This window comes from Agromyces sp. NPDC055520, assembly GCF_053619715.1.
Map to the genome: position 1 here is coordinate 1 of NZ_JBSHJY010000014.1, position 18,781 is coordinate 18,781.

An 18,781-nucleotide genomic window follows, 5' to 3' on the forward strand; every position below is an offset into this window, starting at 1 on the left:
GGCCCGGGCCACGAGGCATCCACTCTGCTGTTCGGGGCAGCCGACGGGCGGCCGACCTGCGGCCGACCTGCCGCCCGCCCGATCACGCCAATGCGAACCGCAGCTCGGCCATCGCGGGCCCCGACCAGACCGTGCCGTCGAGGTCGTCGCTGCGCACCGTGACGACCTTGCCGCCCTTCGACATGACGAGCAGCGCGAGCTGCGGCAGCAGGTCGCCGGCGTGCGTGCCGTCGCTGAGCTGCTCGTCGGCGCCGTTGCCGCTCGCGAATTCGATCGCCCCCGACTCGCGGTCGAGCGTGCCGTTGACCGAGGTCGTGAAGTCGAACCAGAACACCTCGACCGCGCCGTCGGCCGCCTGCCGGCCGATCGCGGAGAGATCGCGCTCGACGTGGCCCGCGGCGCCCTCCGTGAGTTCCCGCAGCGCTCCATCGGCCTCGGCGACGTTCAGCCGTGCGAGCTGCTCGCGCAGTGCCACGTCGATCTCGGCCGCACCGAGCCGATCGGGAGCCCCGGGCACCCCGACGACGCGGCGTCCGTTGCGGATGCGGTCGATGAAGCGGCTGAGCAGCGGCTCGGCGGCGAAGACGAAGAGCGGCACGTGCCCGTCGAGGTCGCGCTGCATGAGCTCGTGCCGCGTGGCGTCGACGACGCGCTTCACGTAGAGCTCGAGGTAGGGCGTCTTGCGCTCGTCGCCGCTCACGCCGCGGTCGCCGTGCTTGCCGCCGCGAGGCTTGTCGTCGTTCTCGGGATCGCGGTTGATCGCGTCGTCGAGGTTCTTGTCGTACGACTCGTCGATGTCGAGGCGCACGGCCCGATCGGTCGGGGTTGCGTGCCACAGCGCCCACTCGTTGGCCGACAGTGTGAGCGCGAACGCCTCCTGGTCTTGGCTCGGCGCGCGCAGCAGCTGGCCGAGCGTGAAGTGCGAACCGACGTGCACGGCGTCGTCGAGCCGGTTGGGCAGCACGAAGACCTCGTTGAACCCCGGGGCGACGAAGATCGCGAGCGACCGGGCGAGCCCCGTCCAGATCCCCTGGTCGGCGATCACGGCGTCGCGCTCGCGGCGCAGCGCCTCGAGCTCGGCGTTCGCGGCGCCCGACGTCTTCACCCGTTCGATCGCCTCGTCGAACGAGCTCTTCACCACCACCTCTGCGCGCTCACGCTCGCTGACGACCGGCGAGGTCGACGCGTAGATCGTGATCGCGGGATGGTGCACTCCGGCGAGCGCGGTGAAGTCCGCTGCAGTGGGCAATGCGTAGTGGACGGTCATCGTTCCTCCCCCAATGTCACGGCGACGACGGTGTCGCTCGCCCCCAGCCTATGAAGACCGGGGCGCGAGCGACAGTCCCCCGCTCAGCCGACCGGGTGGTTCGACCGCATCACGCGCGTCGGGTCGACGGCGCGCTTGACGGCGCGCAGCCGCTCGAGGTCGTCGCCGAAGAACCGCTCAGCCGGGTGGGAGTGCTCGGCGAAGTTCAGGTACTCGGTGGCCGCGCGCCACGGCTCGATGCGCGAGAGCAGTCGGCCGAGCGACTGGGCGAGTGCGTCGCCGTTGCCGGGCATCGCGATGCCGACGCCGTACACGAGATAGCCGCCGTCGATTCCCGCGGTCACGCCCGGTTGCGGCATTCCCTGAGCGGATGCCGCGGCACGCGCGACACCCGGAGACATCATGCCGCCGAGGTGGCGGATCTCTGCGGAGAGCAGTGCCGACGAGGCGTCCGGCCCCACCGCGTCGACGAACGCGCGGATCGCGGCCGGCGGAAGCTCGGCGAGCAGCATGCCGTCGCCGTAGCCGGGGACCGGCTGCGGCGGGTCCATGTGCAGTTGCAGCAGCTCGGCCGAGGTCTGCGGGTGCACCGTGTCGACCTCGGGAGCGAGCGCACGCAGCGGCGCGAGCAGCTCGTCGACGCGCGCCGGGCCCTCTTGCATCGCGACCTCGACGACGACCAGCGCCCGGCCCGAGAGGAACGGCGGCAGCTCGGGCATCGGGGGCAAACGCAGCACCCGGCCGACCGAGGTGACGGAAGCCGGCAGGTCGGCGGTCCACGCCGCCCACGCCGCCATGACGTCGGCGGTGCGCTCGATCGGCCACAGCAGCATGCCGGCGCTGAGTTCGGGCACCTCGAAGAGACGGAACTCGAGCGCCGTGACGACGCCGAAGTCGCCGCCGCCGCCGCGGAGCGCCCAGAACAGCTCGGCGTCGTGCTCGGCGTCGACCCGGCGGGCCTCGCCGTCGGCGGTGACGAGTTCGATGGCGACGACGTGGTTGGCGGCGACGCCGTGCGAGCGGGCGAGCCAGCTCACCCCGCCGCCGAGCGTGTAGCCGACGACGCCGACGTCGTGCGAGGAGCCGGCGAGCGCGGTGAGCCCGAACGGCGCGGCCGCCGCGACGACGTCGCCCCATTGGGCACCCGCCTCGACGCGTGCGATGCGCGCCTCGGGGTCGACCTCGACGCCCCGCAGCTCGTGAGTGCGCACGAGGATCGCGTCGGCGAGGCCGTCGCGAGCTGCGAGCGGGCCGGCGTTGTGACCGGTGGCCTGCGGGGCGACGGCGAGGCCGAGTCCCTTCGCGATGCGCACGGTCTGTGCGACGTCGTCGGCGTCGGCCGCGACGACGACCGCGGCGGGGCGCTGGTCGACGGCGAGGTTCCAGGCGGATCGGGCTTCGTCCCAGCCGGAGTCGCCGGGGATCAGCACGCGACCCGCGATGCGGTCGTCGAGCAGTGCGAGCGCCTCGCGCAGCGAGAGCGTGGTGGGGTCGGTCGTGACGGCCGACGGCACAGGGGTGTTCACGATGGTGGTTCCTTTCGGGTGCGTCGCGGGCCCATGCGCGCCCTCTCGGGCCGCTCCGACGGCCGCACTGGTGTCAGGCGGCGCTCGCAACGAGAACCCATCCAACGGCGGCTCGGTCTCGCCCGCGTCAGGGGATCCCCTCCGATCGTCTCAGTGGCAGCCCGGCCCCGACATGGACCCAGGTCGCCTCCCCGGCGCCGTGGAATACACGACCCCGCACGCCGGTTGCCGTGAGAGATGACTTCTTCGCCCCGCCTCTCCGTGCTCGACCTCATCCCGGTGCGCACCGGCCAGACGAGCGCTGGTGCGCTCGCGGCATCCGTTCGCCTCGCGCAACTCGCCGACCGTCTCGGTTTCACGCGCTACTGGTTCGCCGAACACCACAACATGCCGGCCGTCGCCTCGACGACGCCGCCCGTCTTGATCGCGGCGATCGCGGCGAAGACCGAGCGCATCAGGGTCGGCTCGGGCGGCGTCATGCTGCCGAACCATGCTCCGCTCGTCGTCGCCGAGCAGTTCGCGGTGCTCGAGGCGTTCGCGCCAGGCCGCATCGACCTCGGCATCGGCCGGGCACCCGGCAGCGACCCCGTCATCACGCAACTGCTGCGCGTGTCGGGGCCGACCGCCGACGTCGACCGGTTCCCCGATCACATCGCCGACATCCTGTCGCTGCTCTCGCCCGACGGCGCGTCGCTGCGACTCACGAGCGGGCGCGAGTACGCGATCACGGCGACACCGGCGGCGACGGATGTGCCGACGCTCTGGCTGCTCGGATCGAGCGACTACTCGGCGAAGCTCGCCGCCTCGCTCGGCCTGCCGTACGTCTTCGCGAACCACTTCTCGGGCGAGGGTCTCGAGCGCGCGCTCGAGCTCTACCGCACCGAGTACCGGCCGAGCGAGGCGCACCCGGTGCCAGAGACGTTCCTGACGGTGAACGCCTCGGTCGCGCCGACCGCCGAAGAGGCGCGCGCCCGGGCGCTGCCGCAGCTGCACTCGATGGCGCGACTGCGCACCAACCGGCCGATGCGCCCGCTCGAGACGGTCGAGGAGGCGCTCGCCGCCCCCGCCGACTCGGTCGGCGACGAACTCATCGCCGCCATGGAACAGCGGTGGATCATCGCGGATCCTGCGTCCGCGGCGGCTTCGCTACGCACCCTCGCGGCGCGCCACGGCATCGACGAGATCATGCTCGCGCCGATCGGCGGCAGCTACGAGGGCGAGGCGAGCGACACCACGCCTGGGCGCGAGCAGACGCTCGAGCTGCTCGCGAACGAGCTGCTGAGCGACTGATCGCTAGCGAACTGCTGAGCGACTGATCGCGACCCGTCGGGCGGCGTCGGCGCCGGCGTCAGATGCGGCGGCGGCGCCCGGGAGTCACTGCGGCGGTGACGACGGCGGCTTTCGCGATCGGTGAGGGCCCCGGCGTCACCGCGGAGGCGACCACCGCGGCCCGCGCGACCGGCGCTCCGACCACTCCGACGCGTCCGACTCGTGCTGCTCTCAACATGTCATGCTCCTGTCTCGTCGTCGTCGGCCTCGATCGAAGCGATGATCGCCTGGATCGGGATCCGTCCGCTCGCGACCAGTTGTCCGCCGGCCCGGCGAGCCGCTGCGGCGAACGGCCCCGCCCAGAGGTTCTCGTAGACGATCACCCCCGCGACGCTGCCCGGCTCCATCGCGTTCGCGAGGTGCTCGACGTCGTCGGCGGCGAGCAGTTCGGCGAGTTCGGACTCGAGCGCCACGAGCGGACCGAGTTCGCCGAGGTCTTCGAGTTCGACGGCCTCGACCGTGCCGTCGCCGTCTTTCGTCAGCACGATCATGTCGATGAGCCGGATCGTGCCGGCGTCGACGAGTCGCACGAGTTCTTCGGCGATCTCGCCGGTGAAGTTCGCCTGCCCGGCGGGGAACTCGAGGACCAGATAGTCGACCGGTCCGAGTTCGTCCAGTGCCTGCTCCGTCATGTTCGTGCTCCGATCCGTCGCGAGGCATCCGGCAGTCGCACGGTCGCCGCTCTCAGGTTCGCCGCGCCGGCCGCGGCACGCATCACGCGATCTGGATGATTCGGCATCGCGAGAGTCTCGGTACGGTGGCCCCGTCGTCACCGCCACCGCCACCGATCGCGGCCGCGGCTGCGGTGTCGACGGCATGCCACGACGGCGTGCCGCACCGCACCGACACGGGGGAAACACCATGAAGCCAGATCGCCACGCGCGCACGATGCTGCCGATTCCCGATCGCCCGGCACCCGGGCTCACGACCTACGACGCGAAGAACCCGGATACGGCGTATCCGCCGATCGAGCCGCTGCTGCCGCCGGACGGCGCGCCGAACGTGCTGATCGTCCTGATCGACGACACGGGGTTCGGGGCGTCGAGCGCCTTCGGCGGCCCATGCGCGACGCCGAATGCCGAGAAGCTCGCCGCCGGCGGGCTGAAGTACAACCGCTTCCACACGACGGCGCTCTGCGCGCCGACCCGAGCGGCGATGCTCAGCGGACGCAACCACCACTCGGTCGGCATGGGCAGCATCACCGAGACCGCCACGTCGGCGCCCGGCAACAGCTCGCTCAAGCCGAACACGAAGGCACCGCTCGCGATGACGCTCAAGCTGAACGGGTACTCGACGGCGCAGTTCGGCAAGTGCCACGAGGTGCCCGTCTGGCAGTCGTCACCCATGGGGCCGTTCGATGCCTGGCCCTCGGGCGGCGGCGGGTTCGAGACCTTCTACGGATTCATCGGCGGCGAGAACAACCAGTGGGATCCGGCGCTCTACGACGGCACCACGCCGGTCGAACCACCGGCGACGCCGGAGGAGGGCTACCACCTCACCGAGGATCTGGCCGATCACGCCGTCAACTGGATCCGCACGCAGAAGGCACTGATGCCCGACAAGCCGTTCTTCGTCTACTTCGCGCCCGGCGCGACGCACGCCCCGCACCACGTGCCGAAGGAGTGGGCCGACAAGTACAAGGGCGCCTTCGCCGACGGGTGGGACGTGCAGCGCGAGAAGACGTTCGCCAAGCAGAAGGAACTCGGCATCATCCCGGCCGATGCGGAGCTGACGGCCCGCCACGCCGAGATCCCTGCGTGGGACGACATGCCGGCCGAGCTGAAGCCCGTGCTCGAGCGCGAGATGGAGGTGTACGCCGGATTCCTCGAGCACACCGACCATCACGTGGGCCGCGTCATCGACGCGATCGAAGACCTCGGGGTGCTCGAGAACACCCTCATCTACTACATCATCGGCGACAACGGGGCATCCGCCGAGGGCACCGTCAACGGCGCGTTCAACGAGATGGCCAACTTCAACGGCATGGCGGCCCTCGAGACGCCCGAGTTCATGCTCTCGAAGATGGACGAGTTCGGTTCGCCGACCTCGTACAACCACTACTCGGTGGGGTGGGCATGGGCGATGGATGCTCCGTTCCAGTGGACGAAGCAGGTCGCCTCGCACTGGGGCGGCACCCGCAACGGCACGATCGTCTCGTGGCCGAAGGGCATCACCGAGCAGGGCGGGCAGCGCTCGCAGTTCACCCACGTCATCGACGTGGCCCCGACGATCCTCGAGGCGGCGGGGCTTCCCGAGCCGACCATGGTCAACGGGGTGCAGCAGTCGCCCATGGAGGGCACGAGCATGCTCTACACCTTCAACCAGCCCGATGAGCCCGAGCGGCACGAGCTGCAGTACTTCGAGATGTTCGGCAACCGCGGCGTCTACTTCAAGGGGTGGAGTGCCGTCACCAAGCACCGCACCCCCTGGGAGCTGATCGCCGACACGATTCCGTTCGACGACGACGTGTGGGAGCTCTACGACGGCAGTTCCGACTACAGCCAGGCCCGCGACCTTTCGAAGGAGCATCCCGACAAGCTGCACGAGCTGCAACGGCTGTGGCTGATCGAAGCCGTGAAGTACAACGTGCTGCCGCTCGACGACCGCACGGGCGAGCGCCTGAATCCCGACCTCGCCGGCCGGCCGACCCTCGTTCAGGGCAACACTCAGTTGCTCTTCTCGGGCATGGGCCGCCTCTCGGAGAACAGCGTCGTGAGCATCAAGAACAAGTCGTTCTCGGTCACGGCCGAGGTCGAGATCCCCGAGGGCGGCGCGAACGGCGTCATCATCGCGCAGGGCGGCCGCTTCGGCGGCTGGAGCGTCTACGTCGTCGACGGCAAGGCGAAGTTCGTCTACAACGTGCTCGGCATCCAGGAGTTCGCGACGGTCGCCGACACCCCGATCCCGGTCGGCAAGCACCAGGTGCGAATGGAGTTCGCCTACGACGGCGGCGGCCTGGCGAAGGGCGGCGGCGTCACCCTGTATTACGACGGTGCCGCGGTCGGCACGGGTCGAGTGGGGGCCACGCAGGCGATGGTCTTCTCAGCAGACGAGACGACCGACATCGGATACGAATCAGGCACGGCCGTCAGCCCCGACTACACCCCGCAGACGAGCCGGTTCACCGGCAAGATCAACTGGGTGCAGATCGACCTCGGCGACGACGACCACGATCACCTCGTCGACCCCGACGAACGGATGCGCATCGCGATGGCGCGCCAGTAGCCCTGATCCGGGCGCCCGGCCGGAGTCTCCGGTCGGGCGTTCGGATTGCGGCGTCGCTCAGGCCGTGAGCGGCGAGCCGTCAGGCCGCGAGGCCGAGTCGGCGCAGGTCGTCGCCCGACGCGCGGTACTCGCCGCCGTCGGCGATCGTGAACTCGCGCGGCACGCGCGCGCCGTTCTGCACCTTGGCGTCGCGACCGATGGTCGCGTACGGGCCCACGACGGCGTTGCGGCCGATGACCGCCCGGCGGCCGACGTGCGCGTTGACCCCGATCACGGCGCGCTCGGCGACGATCGCGTCGCCCTCGACCCAGCCGCCCGGGCCGATCTGGGCGCCGCGCTGCACCTCGGCGCCCGAGTCGACGTACGCCGAAGGGTCGACGAACGCGGTCGGGTCGACCTTGGCCGTCGTGGCCACGAGGCCACGGCCGTTCACGTGCTTGCGGTAGCGACGCAGGATCCCGGCTTCGTCCTCGAACTCGACGTAACTGATGCCCACGTTCTCCTCCTTCCGGTGCGGTGAATCCACACCCGAACACTGATACAACACCAGTGCTGACCGGGGAATTCCCACGGCTCGAGGCTCGGCGTGCTGCGCGGCATCCGCGTAGTGTCGAAGTTGAACCAGCCAACTGACCGGAGGTGGCTCGCGGCTCACAGCAATCCGTTCGCCTCAGAAGGTTAGGCTGTCCTAAGCACTACGGATGCCGCGTCGCGGGCCGTCCGACCACCATGACACCTCGCCCAGGCCCAGCCATGCCCCCAGCACTGCTCGAACTCGACCGCGTGAGCATCCGCCACGAGGGCGCCGAGCTGCCGACCCCGGTCGACGTCTCGTTCGAGGTCGCACGCGGCGAGGTCGTGCTGATCCTCGGCCCGAGCGGGTGCGGAAAGTCGACGCTCACCCTCGCGCTCGACGGGCTCGTGCCGCACGCCGTGCCGGCCGCCCTCGAGGGCACGGTGCGCGTCGCCGGACTCGACACGAGCGAGCACCCCGTCGGCGTGCTGAGCGAACACGTCGCCATGGTATTCCAAGACCCCGACGCGCAGATCGTGACCGGCACGGTGCTCGACGAAGTGTGTTTCGCGCCCGAGAATCAGCTGGCCGAGGCATCCGACGTGCTCGAACGCGCCGAGCGCGCACTGAAGCTCGTGGGCCTGTGGGACCGCCGTGCCGAGAACCCCGACACGCTCTCGGGCGGCGGCCGGCAGCGCCTCGCGATCGCGTGCGCGCTCGCAATGGCCGCCCCGGTGCTCGTGCTCGACGAGCCGACGGCGAACCTCGACCCCGCCGGCATCGACGAGGTCTACGCGGTGCTGCGCGAACTCGCGAGCGAACGCGACCACGCCGTCGTGCTCGTCGAGCACAACCTCGACGCCGCCGTCGACCTCGTCGACCGGGTCATCGTGCTCGACGCGGGCGGGCGCCTCGTGATCGACGGGCCCGCCCGCGAAGTGCTGCGCGAGCGCGCCGACGAACTCGTCGCCCTCGGCGTGTGGCTGCCGGTCTCGACGCTCGCGGCGATGCGGTTGCGCGACGCGGGCATCGTGCTGGGCCCCCTCCCCCTCACCCCGGCCGAGCTCGCCGACGCGCTCGATGCGCTGCCCTCGCTGCCGGCTCCGCTCAGCGAGTCGTCGCCCGTGCGCTCGACCGCCCTGTCGCCGCGGCCCACTCTCTCGATCGGCCCCGCGACCGGGTCGATCCCCGTCATCGGCGAGACCGCGATCCGTGCCCGCGACCTCTCGGTGCGCCGCGGCGGCCGCCGAGGGCACGTCGTCGTCGAGGGCGTCGACCTCGACGTCGCCACCGGCGACTTCCTTGCGATCGTCGGCACGAACGGCGCCGGCAAGACCTCGCTGCTGCAGGCACTCGCGGGCGTCATCCCGGCGCCCCGCGGCACCGTCGACGTGCTCGGCGTCGACCCGTCGCGCTGCTCGGCCCGCGAGCGCGCCCGGCGCATCGGCTTCGTGTTCCAGAACCCCGAGCACCAGTTCATCGCCCCGACGGTGGCTGAAGAGCTCGCCCAGGGTCTGCACCTGCAGGGTGTCGCAGAGGCCGACGCGGCGCCGCGGGTCGACGCGATGCTGACGCGCTTCGGCCTCGAGGGGCTGCGCGACCAGCACCCGTTCCTGCTCTCGGGCGGCCAGAAGCGGCGTCTCTCGGTCGGCACCGCGCTCATCGCCGGCGCACCCGTGCTCGCGCTCGACGAGCCGACGTTCGGTCAAGACCGCGCCCGCGCCTCGGAGCTGCTCGATATGCTGCGCAGCCTCAACGACGACGGCACGACCGTGCTCGTCGTCACCCACGACCTGCAGCTCGTCGCCGACTACGCGAGCCACATCGCCGTCATGGGCGACGGGCGTCTCCTGGGCGTCGGCCCGACCGTCGAGGTGCTCGCCGGCCCCCTCGTCGAACAGGCGGGCCTGCGCCACCCGCCGCTCGCCCGCGCCACCCGCGGGCTCGAGCACCACCCCGCTTGGCATTCGGTGACCAGGATGTCGCAACTCCCCGTCTCCGCGAAGGCGGCGTCGTGAGCGCGGCAGACGTGAACGCGGCCGACGAACTCGCGCACCACGCGGCATCCGCCCCGCTCGACCCCTACGCCGAGCACCGCGCACAGCGCTCCTCCCGGTTCCTCTACGCGCTGAACCCGCTCGCGAAGCTCGCCGCCCCGCTGCCGGTCATGGTCGTGGTCATGTTCAGCCGGGGCATCGCGCTGCCGACCGCCTTCATCGTGTTCGCGGCGGCCGTGCTGCTCATCGGCGCCCGCCTGCCGGGCCGGGCCATCGCGGCGATGCTCGTCGGCATCCCGGTCGCTGCGCTCGTGCTCGGGTTCACCTTCGGCGTGTGGATCGACCCGTCGAGCGTCGCCGGCGACCCCGCGGCATCCGTCACCCTGTTCTCGATCGGCGACTGGAGCTTCACGCTCGCCGCCTACCTGCTCGGCTTCGCGACCGGCCTCCGCATCCTCGCGATCCTGCTGCTCTCGCTCATCGCGGGCGTCACCTCGACCGGCACCGAGTTCGTGCGCTCGATGGTGCAGAACCTGCGCGTGCCCTACCGGCTCGGCTACACGGCGCTCGCGGCGCTGCGCTTCGTGCCGCGGTTCGGGCACGAACTCGAGATCATCAGGGCCGCCCACCGCGTGCGCGGTTCCGACGTCGGCCGCGGGCCCGTCGCGGCCGTGCGGCGCGCGCTCGGCTACATCGTGCCGCTGCTCGCCTCGGCGATCCGGCACGCCGAGCGCGTCGCCCTCGCGATGGATGCCCGCGCCTTCGGCGCCCACCGCACCCGCACCGAGCGGCACCTCTCGCCGTGGCGGGTGCGCGACACGGTGTTCGTGGCGTGCTTCCTCGCGGTGAGCGTCGCCATCGCCGTGCTCACCTGGGGTCGCTGAGCGGTACTGCCCGCCGAGTGTTAACGTTCGCCCTCCAGCCGGGGGCTGGCATCGTTAACACTCGGCGGAAGAATGTGGTGCTAGTTCGCGGGCTCGGTGCCCTCGATCTCGACGAGGAAGACGAGGGTCTGCCCGCCGAGCTCGTGCGTCGCGGCATCCGTACCGTAGGCGTACTCCGGCGGAATCGTCACGATGAGCTTGGTGCCGACCTTCTGGCCGACGAGCGCGGCGCCGAAGCCCTGGATCACGCCGTCTGTCGGGAACGTCGAGGCCGATCCGCGCGTGTAGCTCTGGTCGAAGATCTCGCCGGTGGTCCAGCTGGTGCCCTGGTACTGCACGGTGACGCTGTCGCCGGCCTTCACCACGTCGCCGTCGCCCTCTTCGAGCACCTTCATCTGCAGCTCGGTCGACGGCTCGGTGTCGGGCAGGGTCACGACGGGCGGCTCGCCGTCGGCGCCCCACGTGACCTCGGGTACGTTCTCGGTCCACTCGGCGGGCTTCAGGGGCTCCTGCACCTCGACCACGTCGATGACGATCACGACGGTCTCACCCGCGGCGACGCCGATGGTCTCGTTGCCGGTGTCGCCGTAGAGCGTCGACGCGGGCGCGACGGTCACGGTGCGCGAGCCCACGGGCACGCAGTCGATGCCCGCGCGGAACGACTCGAAGACCTGGTCGTCGCCGACCTTGATCGTCGTCGGCTGCGAGAAGAGCTGTTCGCCGCTCGCGCCCGAGAATGCGGTGACGACGACGTTCATCGGGTCGCCCGCTGCGGTCGTGTCGCCGTCGCCCTCGATGGCGATCGTGCGCTGCAGCTCGTCGGCCTCGAGCGGGGTCGTGAACGTCGCGGTCGGCGTGCCCGAGAACTCGCCGTCGACCTCGACACCGTCGCTGAGCGCGCCGGCCTCGACGTCCATGCAGGCGGCGGTGTCCGGCGTCGTGGTGGCCTGGGGCTCATCGGGTGTGCCGGCGCAACCGGCGAGGAGCAGCGCTGCGGCGGAGGCGAGCGCGAAGGGCGCGGCACGGCGCATGGCACGGTTCATAGGACGACGACTCGATTCGATCGGGGGTGGATTGCACCAAGTCTGCACTGTTCGGCTTTCGATTTGCTGAGTCCCGGGTCACGGAATCCGCACGATCTGTGCGGGCGGGCCGCCGCAATCCGAGTTTTCCCTCCCGATCAAGGCCACAATGGGCGGATGGGGGACATGTTGGGGGAACCTGATCTCGCTGGAGGATTCGCGGCTGCGGCCGCGGCATCCATCTCGCTCGACGACGCACTGTGGAATCCGATCTCGACGGCGGCGGTGGCGCGCGCGCACCCGCGATTCGACGAACTCGTGCTCGACGCCTGCTGCGGCGACGGGGCGTCGGCGCTGCCGACGGCCGAGCTCGTCGGCCCCGGCGGGATCGTCGACGCGGTCGATTTCGCCGAGCCGCTCATCGAGGCGGCTCGCGAACGAGCAGGCGAGCGGATGCCGCAGCTCCGACTCCATGTCGCAGACGTCACGCGTTGGGAGCCCACGGGCTACGACCTCGTGCAGTGCGTGCTCGGCGTCTTCCATCTGCCCGACCTCGACGCCGGCACCCGTCACCTGATCGAGCGTGCACGGCCCGGCGGCCGGGTGGCGATCACGGTCTGGGCACGCGGCGCGTTCGACCCTCTGCCCGAGCTGCTCGCCGAGGCGCTGCCCGACGGCGGCGCGTCGCTCGCCGACGACGTGCCGCGTGCTGCGGGACTCGAGTCGATCGACACGGCGGGCAGCCTCGCGCAGTGGCTCACGGGGCTCGGGCTCGAGGAGGTTCGGGCGCACGCGGTGCAGCGGCGACTCGAGCTGACGCCCGAGCTGTCGTGGCGGCTCGTCGAGGGCACGGCATTGCGGTTCATGCTCGGCGGTCGCGGTGCGCCGTCGGTCGAGAAGGTTCGAAAACGGTTTCTGGCGGCGATCGAGAAGCACGGCGTGTCGTCGATCGACGTGACGACGCTCATCGCGATCGGCCGGCGCGCCGAATCGTCGATCGAGTAGCGCCCGCCGAAGATCGAGTAGCGCCCGCCGAAGGAGGACGCGTGTCGAGACCCCGTGCGTGGTCTCGATACGCTCGCTGCGGTCGCTACTCGACCACCGGAGCATCGTCGGCCCCGACCGCGACCGGGCGCGAGTCGTCGTTCGACCATTGGCTCCACGAACCGGGGTAGAGCGCCGCGTCGATGCCGGCGATCGCGAGTGCGGCGACCTCGTGCGCCGCGGTGACGCCAGATCCGCAGTAGGCGGCGACGGGCACTCCCCCGCCGACCTCGATGCCGACCGCTGCGAAGTGCTCGCGCAGCGCCGCGGCCGAACGGAATCGGCCGTCGGCGTCGAGGTTCTCGCCGCTCGGCGCCGAGCGAGCGCCCGGAATGTGCCCGGCCCTCGGGTCGATCGGCTCGACCTCGCCGCGATAGCGGGGCGCACCGCGGGCGTCGAGCAGCACGCCCGAGCTCGCGAACACGGCCGCCTCGTCGATGTCGATCACGGGCATCCCGCCGAAGTGGGCGACGGCATCGCCGGACACGGGGGTCACGTCGCCGACCTCGAGCGGATGCCCCGTGGCCCGCCATGCCGCAAGGCCGCCGTCGAGCATGCGCACGTCCGCGACGCCCGAGTGCCGCAGCAACCACCAGGCCCGCGCTGACGACTGGTTGCCGAGGTCGTCCATCACGACGACGGTGTCGCCAGCGCGCACGCCCCAGCGCTGCATGGCCCCGGTGAAGGCCTCCTCCGTCGGCAGCGGATGCCGGCCCTGCCCGGTCGCTCCGTGGTCGGCGAGTTCGCGATCGAGGTCGACGTAGACGGCACCGGGAACGTGCCCGGCGCGATACGCCTCGGTGCCGTCGGGCTCGGCGAGCGACCAGCGCACGTCGAGCACGACGGTGCGCTCGCCCGTGTCGAAGCCCGCGTCGGCACCCGCGTCGGCACCCGCGTCGGCGCCCTCGGCGAGCCGTGCGGCGAGATCGTCGGCGGTGATGAGGATCGGCATGCCTCCATCCTGCCTCGCCGCGCTGTCGGTTTTGACAAGGCCGACGGGCGACGGTCGACCTCGGGCGTGCGTTCTGCACGCGACATCCACATCTCGGTCGCATCACGACACCTTGCGAATGTCTTGTGCTGCCCCGTATCTTGAGGGAATTGAAATAGTGACCGAATGTTCGGTCATGAATCCCTGCTCGATGACGAGAACCCGCGAGGGCTCACTCAAAGGAGAGTTCACCCCATGCACCGTGCCCAGCGCCGTCTGCTCCTCCCCGCCGCAGTCGCGGCATCCATCGCACTCGTCCTCACCGGGTGCGGCGCCTCGAACTTCGGCGGCGACTCCGGTGGTGACGCCGCCTCCGACGACGGGCCGATCAAGATCGGCGCCGTACTCGACATCACGGGCGTCGGCGCGAACCTCGGCGTGCCCGAGCAGAACACCCTCAACATGCTCGCCGAGCAGCTGAACGCCGACGGCGGCATCGACGGCCGCGAGGTCGAGCTCATCATCAAAGACAACCAGTCCACCGAAGACGGTGCGGCCAAGGCCACCACCCAGCTCATCGAGAACGACGACGTCGACCTCATCATCGGCTCCTCGCGCACCGGCCCCTCACTCGCGATGCGCCCGCTCGTCGAGGCCGCCCAGGTGCCGACCATCTCGGTCGCCGCGAACGCCGCGATCGTCGAGGGCTCCGAGTGGGTCTTCAAGACCGCGCAGAACGACCTCGTCGTGCTCGAGCGCATCCTCGACGACGCCGAGTCGAAGGGCTACACGAAGCTCGCCCTCGTGCGCGACGCGACCGGCTTCGGCGAGGGCATCGCCGACATCATCACCGACCTCGGCTCCACGCGCGGCATCACCCTCACCGCGACCGAGTCCTTCGAGCCCAGCGCGACCGACTTCACCGCGCAGATGACGAACATCCGTGCGGCCGACGCCGACGCCGTGATCATCTGGGGCATCACCCCGTCGGCCGGCCTCGCCCAGGCCGCCTACGTGCAGCTCGGCGTGAACAAGCCCGTCTACCAGTCGCACGGCGTGGCGAACGACGCGTTCTTCGAGGCCGCGGGCCCCGCCGCCGACGGCGTCATCGCCCCGATGGGCCGCCTGCTCGTCGCCGACCAGCTGCCGGCCGACGACCCGCAGAAAGAGGTCATCGACCAGTTCATCGCCGACTACACCGAGGCCTTCGGCTCGTCGCCCTCGAGCTTCGCCGGTCACGCCTACGACGCGTGGAAGATCGGCGTCGCCTCGATCGAAGAGGCGGGCACCGAGCCCGAGGCACTGCGCGACGCGATCCTCGGCACGACCGACTTCATCGGCATCTCGGGCATCTTCACGATGACCCCCGAAGACCACTCGGGGCTGACCGCCGACGCGCTCATCATGGCGCTGGCGGCCGACGGCCGCTGGAACCTGATCGAATAACGGAGCGTTCGACCGTTGATCGACTTCCTCCAGCTGACGGTGGCAGGGCTCTCACAGGGTTCCGTGTACGCCCTGCTCGCCGTCGGCCTCATCGCCACCTACACGGTGCGGCACGTCGTGAACATCGCCCAGGGCGACTACGCGACGCTGGCCGGCCTCGGGAGCATCTCGCTCGTGAGCGCCGGCCTGCCGCTGCCCGTCGCGATCCTCATCGCGCTCGTCTCGGTGACCCTCGCCTCGGTGCTCATCGAGCGGCTCGTCATCGCGCGCGTCAAGAACCTCACGACGCTCGTCTCCATCATCCTCACGCTCGGCGTCTCGACGCTGCTGCAGGCGATCATGCTGCTCATCTGGGGCGCAGAGGGCCGGCGCCTGGTCGCCTTCCCCGGCAGCGACCTGAACCTCGGCGGCGTCAGCATCCGATCGCAAGAGCTCTGGATGCTGGGCGCCCTCGTGGTCGTCGGCGGCGGCGTGCTGCTCTTCTACGAGAAGACCCGGTGGGGCAAGGCGCTGCGCGCGAGCGCAGAGCAGCCGGTCGCCGCTCGCATCGTGGGCGTCTCGCCCGCCGCGGCATCCATCATCGCCTTCGCGATCGCCGGCTTCGTCGGCGCCGCAGCCGGCGTGGTCTCGTCGCCCATCTACCTCTCGATCTGGTCGGGCGGCCTGCTGCTCGGCCTCAAGGGGTTCGTGGCGGCGGTGCTCGGCGGTCTCGTCTCGTTCCGGGCGGCGATCGTCGGCGCGCTGCTGCTCGGCATCCTCGAGTCGTACGTCGCCGGCTACGTGGCATCCGGCTGGAAGGATGCGGTCGCGTTCTTCATCCTCATCATCGTGCTGATCATCCGACCGGCCGGCCTCGTGCTGCGCCCGAACGCCGTGAGGGTCTGAGATGTCCTACCTGAACAAGGCCGCCCTGCGGTCGAAGACCGGCTTCTGGCCCAACAACCGCGGCACGATCCTCGGCATCGCGGCGTTCGCGGTGGTCATCGCGATCATCCCGTTCACGGCGAGTTCGTCGATGATGAACATCGCCGTCTTCTCGATGATCTTCGCGCTGCCCGCGATCGGCCTGTCGCTGCTCATGGGCCTCGCCGGCCAGGTCTCGCTCGGCCAGGCCGCGTTCTTCGCGATCGGCGCGTACACCCATGCGATCCTGTTGCAGAAGTTCGAGATGCCCGGCCCGGTCGCCGCGGCCGGCGGCGTCGTCGCGGCCATGCTCGCGGCGCTCCTCATCGGCCTGCCGATGCTGCGCCTGCGCGGTCACTACCTCGCGCTCGCGACGCTCGGTCTCGGCTTCATCGTCATGATCGCCGTGCGCGAGTGGGAGTTCACCGGCCGCACGACCGGCATCTACGGCTACGGCCGGCCCGAGGTCTTCGGCATCCCGATCGACAACAACGGGCTGTTCTTCTGGTTCGTCGCCCCGTTCGTGCTCATCGGCCTCGTACTCGCGCTGAACCTCACCCGCTCACGAGCGGGCCGGGCGCTCTCGGCGGTCAACGACTCCGAGCTCGCCGCCGAGTCGCTCGGCGTGAACACCTACGCCCTGCGCGTGAAGGTCTTCACCCTCTCGGCCGGGTTCGCGGGCCTCGGCGGCGTCTTCTACGCCTACCAGGTGCAGATCGTCTCGCCGCAGGTCGCCGAGTTCCACGTGTCGGTCGAGCTGCTGCTCATGGTCGTGCTCGGCGGCCTCGGGTCCGTCTGGGGCGCGGTCGCCGGTGCCTTCATCGTCGAGCTCCTCTCAGAGGGCCTCCGCGACCTGATCCCCGCGATCATCCCCGGCGCGACGGGCGAGGTGCAGCTCATCGGCTACGGCCTCGTGCTGATCCTCGTGATCATCCTGCTGCCGGGTGGGCTCTACCAGGTCGTGAAGTCGGCCTGGGCGGCGATTCGTGGGCGCATGGGCAGGCGAGCGGATGCCGCGGCGAGACCTTCCTCTGCGGCATCCGCCGACGGCGGCTCTGGCGAGGTGCCCACGCGTGCGTTCGGCGGGCTTCCGGGCGAGGCTCGGGCCGGCGACGGGCTCGACGAGGTGACGGATGCCGCGGCATCCGCACCCCGCCTGCCGACCGTCTCGACGCCGGTGGCCGCCGGCGAGCCGATCCTCGAGGTGTCGGGGCTCACGAAGCGCTACGGCGGCGTGGTCGCCGTCGACGACGTGACCCTCACCGTGCCCGCCGGGCGCATCATGGGCCTCATCGGGCCGAACGGCGCGGGCAAGACGACGTGCTTCAACATGATCACGGGCGCGATCGCGCCGACCTCGGGCACGGTGCGCTTCCTCGGCGAAGAGATCCAGGGGCGCAAGCCGCACGTCGGCGCCGAGGCCGGGCTCACCCGCACGTTCCAGAACCTGCAGGTGTTCTCGTCGACCGACGTCGTCGGCAACGTCTACATGGGTCGCTACCGCAAGGGCCGGGCCGGCATCCTGCGCGGCATGTTCGGATTGCAGGGCCGCGAGCAGTACGCCCACGAAGAGATCGCCCGCGACATCCTCGACTCGATGCGCCTCGGCGACGTCGCGGGCCTCGCCGCCGGCGATCTGCCGTTCGGCCGCCAGCGCATGATGGAGGTGTGCCGCGCGCTCGCCGCCGAGCCGGCCCTGCTGCTGCTCGACGAACCCATGGCCGGCCTGTCGGGCCATGAGCGCAAGATGCTCGCGCAACTGCTGCGGGCGCTTCGCGACGCCGGGCTCACGATCGTGCTCGTCGAGCACGACGTCGCCCAGGTGATGGCGCTCGCCGACACGGTGGCCGTGCTCGATGACGGCGTGCTCATCGCGCACGGCGACCCCGAGTCGGTGCGCAACGACCCGGCGGTCATCGTCGCCTACCTCGGCACCGATGCCGAAGAGGCCGAGGCCGAGCTGAAAGAGCTGGAGGAACACGCATGACCCTCGAAGTCGTCGGCCTCGACGCCGGCTACGGCAAGCTCGCCATCCTGCACGAGGTGAGCCTCTCGGTCGCCCCGGGCGAGATCGTGACCGTCGTCGGTTCGAACGGCGCGGGCAAGACCACGCTGCTGCGCGCGCTCAACGGCCTGATCCGGCCGACCGCCGGCACCGTCACGATCGACGGCGTCGACATCACCGGCAAGGCGACCGAGAAGATGGCCGGCCTCGGGCTCACCCACGTGCCCGAGAACCGCCTGTGCTTCCCGACGCTCTCGGTGCGCGACAACCTCATGCTCGGCGCGTGGAGCCGCGGCGGCAAGGGCGATCTCGCGGCGGTGCTCGAGCTCTTCCCGCGCCTGCAGCCGCGGCTCGGGCAAGCGGCGGGCACGCTCTCGGGCGGCGAGCAGCAGATGGTCGCGATCGGCCGGGGCCTCATGGCCTCGCCGAAGGCGATCATGCTCGACGAGCCGTCGATCGGGCTCGCGCCCAAGGTCGTCGCCGAGATCATGAAGGTGCTCACCGAGCTGCGCGGTCGCGGCATGGCGGTGCTGCTCGTCGAGCAGAACGTGCGCGCTTCGTTCGGCATCGCCGATCGCGCGGTCGTCATGCAGCGCGGCCGGGTCGTGCTCGAGGGCACGCCGGCCGAGCTCGTCGAGTTGCCCGAGGTGCGGGGCGCCTATCTCGGTGGTGCGGCGGCGTAGGCGGG

16 protein-coding genes are annotated in these 18,781 nt (G+C 70.8%); 9 read left to right on the forward strand and 7 right to left on the reverse strand.

Annotated elements, in window-relative coordinates; all coding sequences use genetic code 11:
* Nucleotides 1–82: 82 nt before the first annotated feature.
* Both ACWGST_RS08045 and ACWGST_RS08050 read right to left on the reverse strand, forming a co-directional pair.
* A complete protein-coding gene (locus ACWGST_RS08045; protein ID WP_452046145.1) occupies nt 83–1,267 on the reverse strand; it encodes a baeRF11 domain-containing protein in 1,185 nt (394 codons plus the stop codon).
* 83 nt (nt 1,268–1,350) lie between these two features.
* Nucleotides 1,351–2,793, reverse strand: coding sequence for an FAD-binding oxidoreductase (locus tag ACWGST_RS08050; RefSeq protein WP_452046146.1), 1,443 nt, complete (start codon nt 2,791–2,793; stop codon nt 1,351–1,353).
* 237 nt (nt 2,794–3,030) lie between these two features.
* Here ACWGST_RS08050 and ACWGST_RS08055 point away from each other — a divergent pair, with 237 nt between their 5' ends.
* Entirely contained in the window at nt 3,031–4,083 is a 1,053-nt protein-coding gene (locus tag ACWGST_RS08055; protein WP_452046147.1) for an LLM class flavin-dependent oxidoreductase, read from the forward strand.
* A gap of 58 nt (nt 4,084–4,141) precedes the next feature.
* On the opposite strand, the gene ACWGST_RS08060 is transcribed toward ACWGST_RS08055, so the two are convergent.
* Together ACWGST_RS08060 and ACWGST_RS08065 are read right to left on the reverse strand one after the other, a co-directional pair.
* On the reverse strand, nt 4,142–4,300 hold the full coding sequence (locus ACWGST_RS08060) for a hypothetical protein (protein WP_452046148.1): 159 nt from the start codon (nt 4,298–4,300) through the stop codon (nt 4,142–4,144).
* A 1-nt stretch (nt 4,301) separates the two neighbouring features.
* Nucleotides 4,302–4,754 (reverse strand): DUF6325 family protein, encoded by a 453-nt coding sequence (locus ACWGST_RS08065; protein WP_452046149.1) that lies wholly within the window; start codon nt 4,752–4,754, stop codon nt 4,302–4,304.
* 229 nt (nt 4,755–4,983) lie between these two features.
* Here ACWGST_RS08065 and ACWGST_RS08070 point away from each other — a divergent pair, with 229 nt between their 5' ends.
* A complete protein-coding gene (locus ACWGST_RS08070; protein ID WP_452046150.1) occupies nt 4,984–7,347 on the forward strand; it encodes an arylsulfatase in 2,364 nt (787 codons plus the stop codon).
* Between the two features lie 79 nt (nt 7,348–7,426).
* On the opposite strand, the gene ACWGST_RS08075 is transcribed toward ACWGST_RS08070, so the two are convergent.
* Nucleotides 7,427–7,843: a transferase gene (locus ACWGST_RS08075; RefSeq protein WP_452046151.1), complete on the reverse strand. Its 417-nt coding sequence runs from the start codon at nt 7,841–7,843 to the stop codon at nt 7,427–7,429.
* Between the two features lie 257 nt (nt 7,844–8,100).
* Between ACWGST_RS08075 and ACWGST_RS08080 the strand changes: the two genes are divergently transcribed.
* Nucleotides 8,101–9,879 carry an ABC transporter ATP-binding protein gene (locus tag ACWGST_RS08080; RefSeq protein WP_452046152.1) on the forward strand — a complete coding sequence of 593 codons (1,779 nt, stop codon included), beginning with the start codon at nt 8,101–8,103 and terminating at the stop codon, nt 9,877–9,879.
* Entirely contained in the window at nt 9,876–10,742 is an 867-nt protein-coding gene (locus tag ACWGST_RS08085) for an energy-coupling factor transporter transmembrane component T family protein (protein WP_452046153.1), read from the forward strand. The genes ACWGST_RS08080 and ACWGST_RS08085 overlap by 4 nt, the downstream gene beginning before the upstream one ends.
* Nucleotides 10,743–10,822: 80 nt before the next feature.
* Here ACWGST_RS08085 and ACWGST_RS08090 read toward each other — a convergent pair whose 3' ends face one another.
* Nucleotides 10,823–11,773 carry an FKBP-type peptidyl-prolyl cis-trans isomerase gene (locus ACWGST_RS08090; protein WP_452046154.1) on the reverse strand — a complete coding sequence of 317 codons (951 nt, stop codon included), beginning with the start codon at nt 11,771–11,773 and terminating at the stop codon, nt 10,823–10,825.
* 177 nt (nt 11,774–11,950) lie between these two features.
* Between ACWGST_RS08090 and ACWGST_RS08095 the strand changes: the two genes are divergently transcribed.
* Nucleotides 11,951–12,769, forward strand: coding sequence for a class I SAM-dependent methyltransferase (locus tag ACWGST_RS08095; RefSeq protein ID WP_452046155.1), 819 nt, complete (start codon nt 11,951–11,953; stop codon nt 12,767–12,769).
* An 85-nt stretch (nt 12,770–12,854) separates the two neighbouring features.
* Here the strand turns inward: ACWGST_RS08095 and ACWGST_RS08100 are convergent, their stop codons facing one another.
* Nucleotides 12,855–13,760: a sulfurtransferase gene (locus ACWGST_RS08100; protein ID WP_452046156.1), complete on the reverse strand. Its 906-nt coding sequence runs from the start codon at nt 13,758–13,760 to the stop codon at nt 12,855–12,857.
* 234 nt (nt 13,761–13,994) lie between these two features.
* Between ACWGST_RS08100 and ACWGST_RS08105 the strand changes: the two genes are divergently transcribed.
* Genes ACWGST_RS08105 through ACWGST_RS08120 form a run of 4 tightly spaced genes read left to right on the forward strand, consistent with a single transcriptional unit; the run spans nt 13,995 to nt 18,776 of the window.
* Nucleotides 13,995–15,185, forward strand: coding sequence for an ABC transporter substrate-binding protein (locus ACWGST_RS08105; RefSeq protein WP_452046157.1), 1,191 nt, complete (start codon nt 13,995–13,997; stop codon nt 15,183–15,185).
* A gap of 15 nt (nt 15,186–15,200) precedes the next feature.
* Nucleotides 15,201–16,070 (forward strand): branched-chain amino acid ABC transporter permease, encoded by an 870-nt coding sequence (locus ACWGST_RS08110; protein ID WP_452046158.1) that lies wholly within the window; start codon nt 15,201–15,203, stop codon nt 16,068–16,070.
* 1 nt (nt 16,071) lies between these two features.
* Complete coding sequence (locus tag ACWGST_RS08115) at nt 16,072–18,075, forward strand: branched-chain amino acid ABC transporter ATP-binding protein/permease (RefSeq protein ID WP_452046159.1); 2,004 nt, start codon at nt 16,072–16,074, stop codon at nt 18,073–18,075.
* On the forward strand, nt 18,072–18,776 hold the full coding sequence (locus tag ACWGST_RS08120; RefSeq protein ID WP_452046160.1) for an ABC transporter ATP-binding protein: 705 nt from the start codon (nt 18,072–18,074) through the stop codon (nt 18,774–18,776). The genes ACWGST_RS08115 and ACWGST_RS08120 overlap by 4 nt, the downstream gene beginning before the upstream one ends.
* Nucleotides 18,777–18,781 lie beyond the last annotated feature (5 nt).